Raw genomic sequence first — 5,372 nt, 5'->3', positions numbered from 1 at the left:
TGTTCTAAAATCTATAAGGAGATGTTGTTATAGAACCACTGCTTTTCAGACAAAGCAGCAATCTCATCTCCTAATTCGGACTGTGGAGGATAATGAGATGAAGAGTTTTCGCCTGACGGTGGTTCTTGTGCTTACTGTACTATTTCTTACGGCCTGTCCAATAAAGAATAGCAAGCCTGAATGGGGAGTCATAGAAGCAATTGTCGAGAATATTGGAGAGCTTATCCAGATAAACCTTGCCGAGTATTGCTCAGATCCGGACGGCCATTTTCTTTCATATAGCCTCATTGGAGGACCGGGAACCGTTTCAGGCAGCCTTTATGAATGGACAGTCAGCGGACCACTCGGCGATATTGCAGTCACTATAAGAGCAGAAGACGGGAAGGAAGCATCATCTGACAAGACATTCACAGTAACGGTCAAGTCATTCCCCAACGTTGCCTCGAACCCTTCCCCGGCAAATGGCGCGAAGGACACTGATCTTGAAGTTCTCTTGTCTTGGGAAGGCGGAGATCCCGACGGGGATGCGGTATTGTACGATCTATACCTTTCCACATCTCACAATCCTTCCCTTTTCATATCGAATAGAACTACCAATACCTATAACAAGAGCGGTCTCCTTCCCAATACGACATATTACTGGAAGATAGCTGCGAAGAACGCGGGCTCGCTGCCGGTGATTGGTCCAATATGGAGTTTTACAACAAAGAAGTAATTCTATCTGGCAGAGTGTTGTGTGGAAACCCCGGAGTTTGCCGGAATTTCCGAAAATCATCAAACATCGTTATTCATTAGTGGCTTTCCCGCAGCTCTTACTGCGTCAACTGACAATGGCTTTTTGGAAATTCCTCTATCCATCATTCCTGTGAAACTCTCACTATATAATTCCCGTACCGACCCTCGTAACTGCTTGTTCTGTCATCCCGAACTTGTTTCGGGATCTGGGCTTTCGAAGGGGCCTTGAATTTCCTATAACAATCTCTCTACAGAAATGAATTGAAATACTGTTCAATATACTGGTCACTTATGCTAGAATGTGTTTGTTATAAAGGTCATTACTTGACAGGTGGTTAATATGACAGATCAACAGATGTTTTCCGTCCTTGCAAGATGGAATTACTGGGAAGATCGATCCCTTCCGGACCTTGTTTACAGAAGAGAGGTCGGTGAGATTGAAGAATTTCTTGACAGCAATTTCGTGCAGATCGTAAGAGGGCCTCGAAGATCCGGCAAATCATCTCTTCTTAAGCTTGTGTACAGAAAGCTCCTAGAATCTGTTGATAAACTCTCCTTTCTGTTCTTGAACCTTGAAGATGTCTCTCTCTCGATGGAAGAGAAAACACCTGTCCTTCTTGAAAAACTCTACAGGCTTTACAGGCAGAGAGTCAATCCCGTTGGGAAAACCTACATGTTTGTCGATGAGATCCAGCATATACGAGGCTGGGAGCAATGGATAGAGACTTACAGGGAGTCCGGAGAGGTCAAATTCATTGTTATCGGCTCATCCTCAAAGCTTTCTTCCAAGGAGCTTGGAACGCTGTTGACAGGAAGGCACATAGATCTGACTCTGTTGCCCTTTTCATTTGCGGACTTTGTGCGATCGAAGGGAATCGAAGTCTCTTCGCTTTCAGTTGAACTCAAAAGTGATCTCATCAAGAATCTGCTTTTCGGTTATTTGGATTCTGGAGGCTTTCCTGAGATTCTCTTGAACTTCCCGGAAGAAAACGGGACAAAGATTCTCGAGGCATATTTCGACGACATCATATACAGGGACATCGTAGAGCGTTGGAATATCAGAGACGCTCTGCTTACAAGAAGAATCGCCCTCTACGCTCTGAAGAACAGCGGAAATCTCTTGAGCTACAGAAAAATACAGAAGGCTCTCGAACAGATCTCGGGAAAAACTTCAACCAGCACAATTTCAGAGAACATGTCGCACCTATCGGAAGCATACATATTGTTTGAAGTAGAGCTTCATACGAATTCCGTCAAGAAAGCCCTAATCAACCCAAGAAAAGTATATTCCGTCGACACTGGCCTGAGAAAAGCCGTTGTCAAGCCACTCACTGAGGACTATGGAAGAGATGGAGAGAACATTGTCTTTCTAGAGCTCTTGAGGCGGGGCTATAAAGTGACTTTCTGGAAGACTGACAAAACCGAAGTTGATTTCGTCGCCTCTGGAAAAACTGGCGATCTGGTTATCAATGTCACAATGTCAAATCTGGATGATCTCGATTTGAGAGAACGTGAACTCCGGGGATTACTCGAATTCGAGGGCGAGAGATCCCGCAGGATACTTCTCAACAGCGACATTGAAGACACGCTGAAGATTCACGACAAGACCATTGAGCTGATCCCTATCTGGAAATGGCTTCTTATTGAGGATTTCCTCCCAAGCAGATAATTACACTATTTCTGACAGGTTTTCGCAAACCTAAAGAGCTTCAACTGAATTCAACGATCTGCCAGCATTCTCAGACGGGTTCGTTTAGAAAGATTCCTTCTGTCCTTTCAAGCGCTTTCGATTATATCCATGGACTGGCTCATGATCCGTGACCAATAACTAAGGACGGCTCTTCACAGCGTCCAGCGTGTTATATCAAGCGATGACCGAACTTTTGCAGCGTTAAGCGCCTTCTTCGCCCAACGAAATCTGAACTGGACTCGTCAAATCGGTTTAATGTTTTCTTAGTTTTTCTCGCCACTGCCTGCAATGACTGGGCTCACTGAAGGCGAGACTGGCACCACGAAGTGGTACTGGCGAAGGCGAAGCCTTCACTAGCCATTTTGTTGCCTCCTGCCGAAGGCAGCCTTGCGACCTGGCGTGATCTTCGCCAGCCTTGCGTCCCGGCATGTTCTTAGCCGGCATTGCGACCTGGGTCGTGCTTGCCCAGCGTTGCGTCTGATGTCTTATTCCAGCATCACTTCCTGGCGAAGCCAGCCTTGAGTCTCTCTCTTATTGGAAATATATCGGCAGTTTATCGGAAATCCAGTATAATTGAAGTGTGATGAGAGGAGAGATGGTTGTGAAAGTGAAGTGGGACCCCCAATACTCAATTACCGATAAGATAGCCTCAGATCTCATGACCATAGAAAAGATAAGGATTCAAGTTGAGAACGCACAGATTCCTTTAAGCTCTCTTTCGAGAATTAGAGAAAGCGCAAGGATCCGATCGACCCACTTTTCAACACAGATAGAAGGCAATCGCCTGACTCTCCAGGAAGCGCGCGATGTTGTAAATAATCAGAGGATCACACAAGAAAAAGCTAGGGATGCAAGAGAAGTGAAGAACTATTGGGATGCCCTCCTAAAAATCGAGGAGTGGGCTCAAGAACTCAGACCGTTCGATGAATATATTATTAAAAAAACGCACTCGATTGTCGAAAAGGGTCTCAGAGCAAAGCCCTCTGCGTATCGAAGCGAACAAAACGTAATTAGAGACTCACTGACTAATGCGATCATCTACCTTCCTCCGGAAGCAAAGGATTCTCCAGAACTTATGAGAGGACTCGTCAGCTGGGAACAAGATGCCAGGAACAAAACTCCTGTCCCGCTGATCGCCGCGCTCGTTCACTACCAATTCGTTACTATTCATCCCTTTTACGACGGGAATGGAAGAACCGCAAGACTCCTGTCTACCTTCATTCTTCAAAAGGAAGGCTATGGACTGAACGGAATCTTTTCTCTAGAGGAGTACCACGCTAGCGACCTTCAGCTCTATTACAACTCTCTAGTCACCCATCCTCACCACAACTATTATGAAGGAAGAGAGAAAGCCGACCTCACCGGCTGGGTTGGATACTTCGTGGAATTGCTCGCAAAGGTTTTCGAAGCAGCTGGAAATGAAGTCCTCACTCAAGGAGCGATTCCTTCAGACCCCGTGCTCTTGAGAAGGCTTGACCATCGCCAGAAGAACGTGCTCTCTATGTTCGCTTCAAGAGATTTCTTGACTGTAAGAGAGCTGGCAAACAACCTGGGGCTTTCAGAGAGAATGGCGAGAAACATGGTAAACAAGTGGGTCCAAAAAGGCTTTCTCGAAGTACTCGATCCTTCGAACAAGAATCGAAGATATGGATTATCGGAAATATATCGGCAGTTTATCGGAAATGGTAATTGAGGTCGATTTGCGGAATGTGTCCGGGGAAGTACTCATTGAGAGGAAGAAATCAATTTCGAAGATGAAGAAAGTTCACCGGAAGGCAAAATTGAAGTGACTGCGCTTCGATTCTATTTTCAATCATTCTGATTCATTACAGCTCTCACCGCTTTCATAACTCTATTACCTGGTTTCAAATCGGACAAAATATCAGACATGAAGCTATTCTCACGATCTGAAAGCAACAACGCACAGTGGGGAAGAAGAGAAAGAGATCCATATGCAGCATATAAACACCCCGAACGACTGATACAGCTTTGCTGTTTGTTGCAGAACATACCAGCTCTGCGTTCCTTATCCAATGGTCTCTACAGCGATAATATGAAATTGCGTCCTATATACTGGACATTAATAGCAAAATATGTTCGTTATAGCAGTCACTAACTGCAGAGTGGTCTATCCGCACTCATATAACAGTGGTTGGGGTACGTATGAAAAAGGGTGAAAAGTCGATTATTGGCTTGTTGTCAAGATCAAGATATGTGTGCACCTTTCTTCCAAGCTCCCAGCTTCTGTTCGTCTTCTTCCAAACCGTCACTTTCCCAGACCTTGTTCGATGAAGTCTTCCATTTCCTGTATATGCTCAGGATTTTTGCAGGCCTTCTTCCAGTCATCCAAGACCCTTTCGAAAAGCTCATCTGGAGCATCTTCTACCCAGTCTTTGAACTGAGATGTTGATTCTTTGCCGAACTGGTTAATCCCTTTCAGAATACCCATGCAGTATTTCTTCGCCTCGTTGTCCAGTGAAAGGTCGAAATATCTGTTCAATTCATTTGTGAATGGTTCTAAAGCCTCTTCAAACATTTCCCACGCTCTATCTGACGGTTCCACATACCCATACCTCACGCTGCCTGACTGTTCCCAGAGATCCTCAACTTCAATTCCTTCCAACGCATAGTACACTTGAGAAGCAACGTTCTCGACATCTATATCGCGCAAGTATTCCAATGCGATTTGTTCAATACGTTTTGCAATGCTCCGATCTTCGCTGGCCAAGGCTTTCAATATAAGAAGAGCATCATGCCCGTCAATTCTGTCAAGAACTTTCTTTTTCTTACTTACTGCGCGAGGCTGCTTCTTGCTCCTATCCACCGTAGTTCCACCTCAACACCCGAGTCGTTATTCTCAGAAGATACTGCTTAACTTGATTATAACTCTCTGACAGCGAGTTTTGATGATTGTGATCTCCATTGGGATTATGATCAGTGCGGAGGG

The 5,372-nt window shown here is 45.1% G+C and carries 4 protein-coding genes; 3 read left to right on the top strand and 1 reads right to left on the bottom strand.

Going from position 1 to position 5,372, the window contains the following annotated elements:
• The first annotated feature begins 97 nt into the window (after positions 1 to 97).
• The 3 genes from ENN47_12445 to ENN47_12435 all read left to right on the top strand — a co-directional run bounded on the left by ENN47_12445 (position 98) and on the right by ENN47_12435 (position 4,118).
• The gene (locus ENN47_12445; protein HDP78959.1) at positions 98 to 715 is read left to right on the top strand and encodes a fibronectin type III; all 618 of its coding nucleotides are present in this window, start codon (positions 98 to 100) and stop codon (positions 713 to 715) included.
• A gap of 360 nt (positions 716 to 1,075) precedes the next feature.
• Positions 1,076 to 2,404, top strand: a complete 1,329-nt coding sequence (locus ENN47_12440; GenBank protein HDP78958.1) for an ATP-binding protein — start codon at positions 1,076 to 1,078, stop codon at positions 2,402 to 2,404.
• 616 nt (positions 2,405 to 3,020) lie between these two features.
• Positions 3,021 to 4,118, top strand: coding sequence for a Fic family protein (locus ENN47_12435; protein HDP78957.1), 1,098 nt, complete (start codon positions 3,021 to 3,023; stop codon positions 4,116 to 4,118).
• A gap of 573 nt (positions 4,119 to 4,691) precedes the next feature.
• On the opposite strand, the gene ENN47_12430 is transcribed toward ENN47_12435, so the two are convergent.
• The gene (locus ENN47_12430; GenBank protein ID HDP78956.1) at positions 4,692 to 5,249 is read right to left on the bottom strand and encodes a hypothetical protein; all 558 of its coding nucleotides are present in this window, start codon (positions 5,247 to 5,249) and stop codon (positions 4,692 to 4,694) included.
• Positions 5,250 to 5,372: the final 123 nt, after the last annotated feature.

It is taken from the genome of Mesotoga infera (assembly GCA_011045915.1).
GTDB lineage: Bacteria > Thermotogota > Thermotogae > Petrotogales > Kosmotogaceae > Mesotoga > Mesotoga infera_D.
Note: the sequence above shows the minus strand (reverse complement) of the source record. Positions and strands in the feature narration are given on the sequence as shown.

Excerpts from the sequence above, each read along its gene's own strand:
- ENN47_12445 (HDP78959.1), top strand. The coding sequence starts at position 98 with ATGAAGAGTTTTCGCCTGACGGTGGTTCTTGTGCTTACTGTACTATTT.
- ENN47_12440 (HDP78958.1), top strand. The coding sequence starts at position 1,076 with ATGACAGATCAACAGATGTTTTCCGTCCTTGCAAGATGGAATTACTGG.
- ENN47_12435 (HDP78957.1), top strand. The coding sequence starts at position 3,021 with ATGGTTGTGAAAGTGAAGTGGGACCCCCAATACTCAATTACCGATAAG.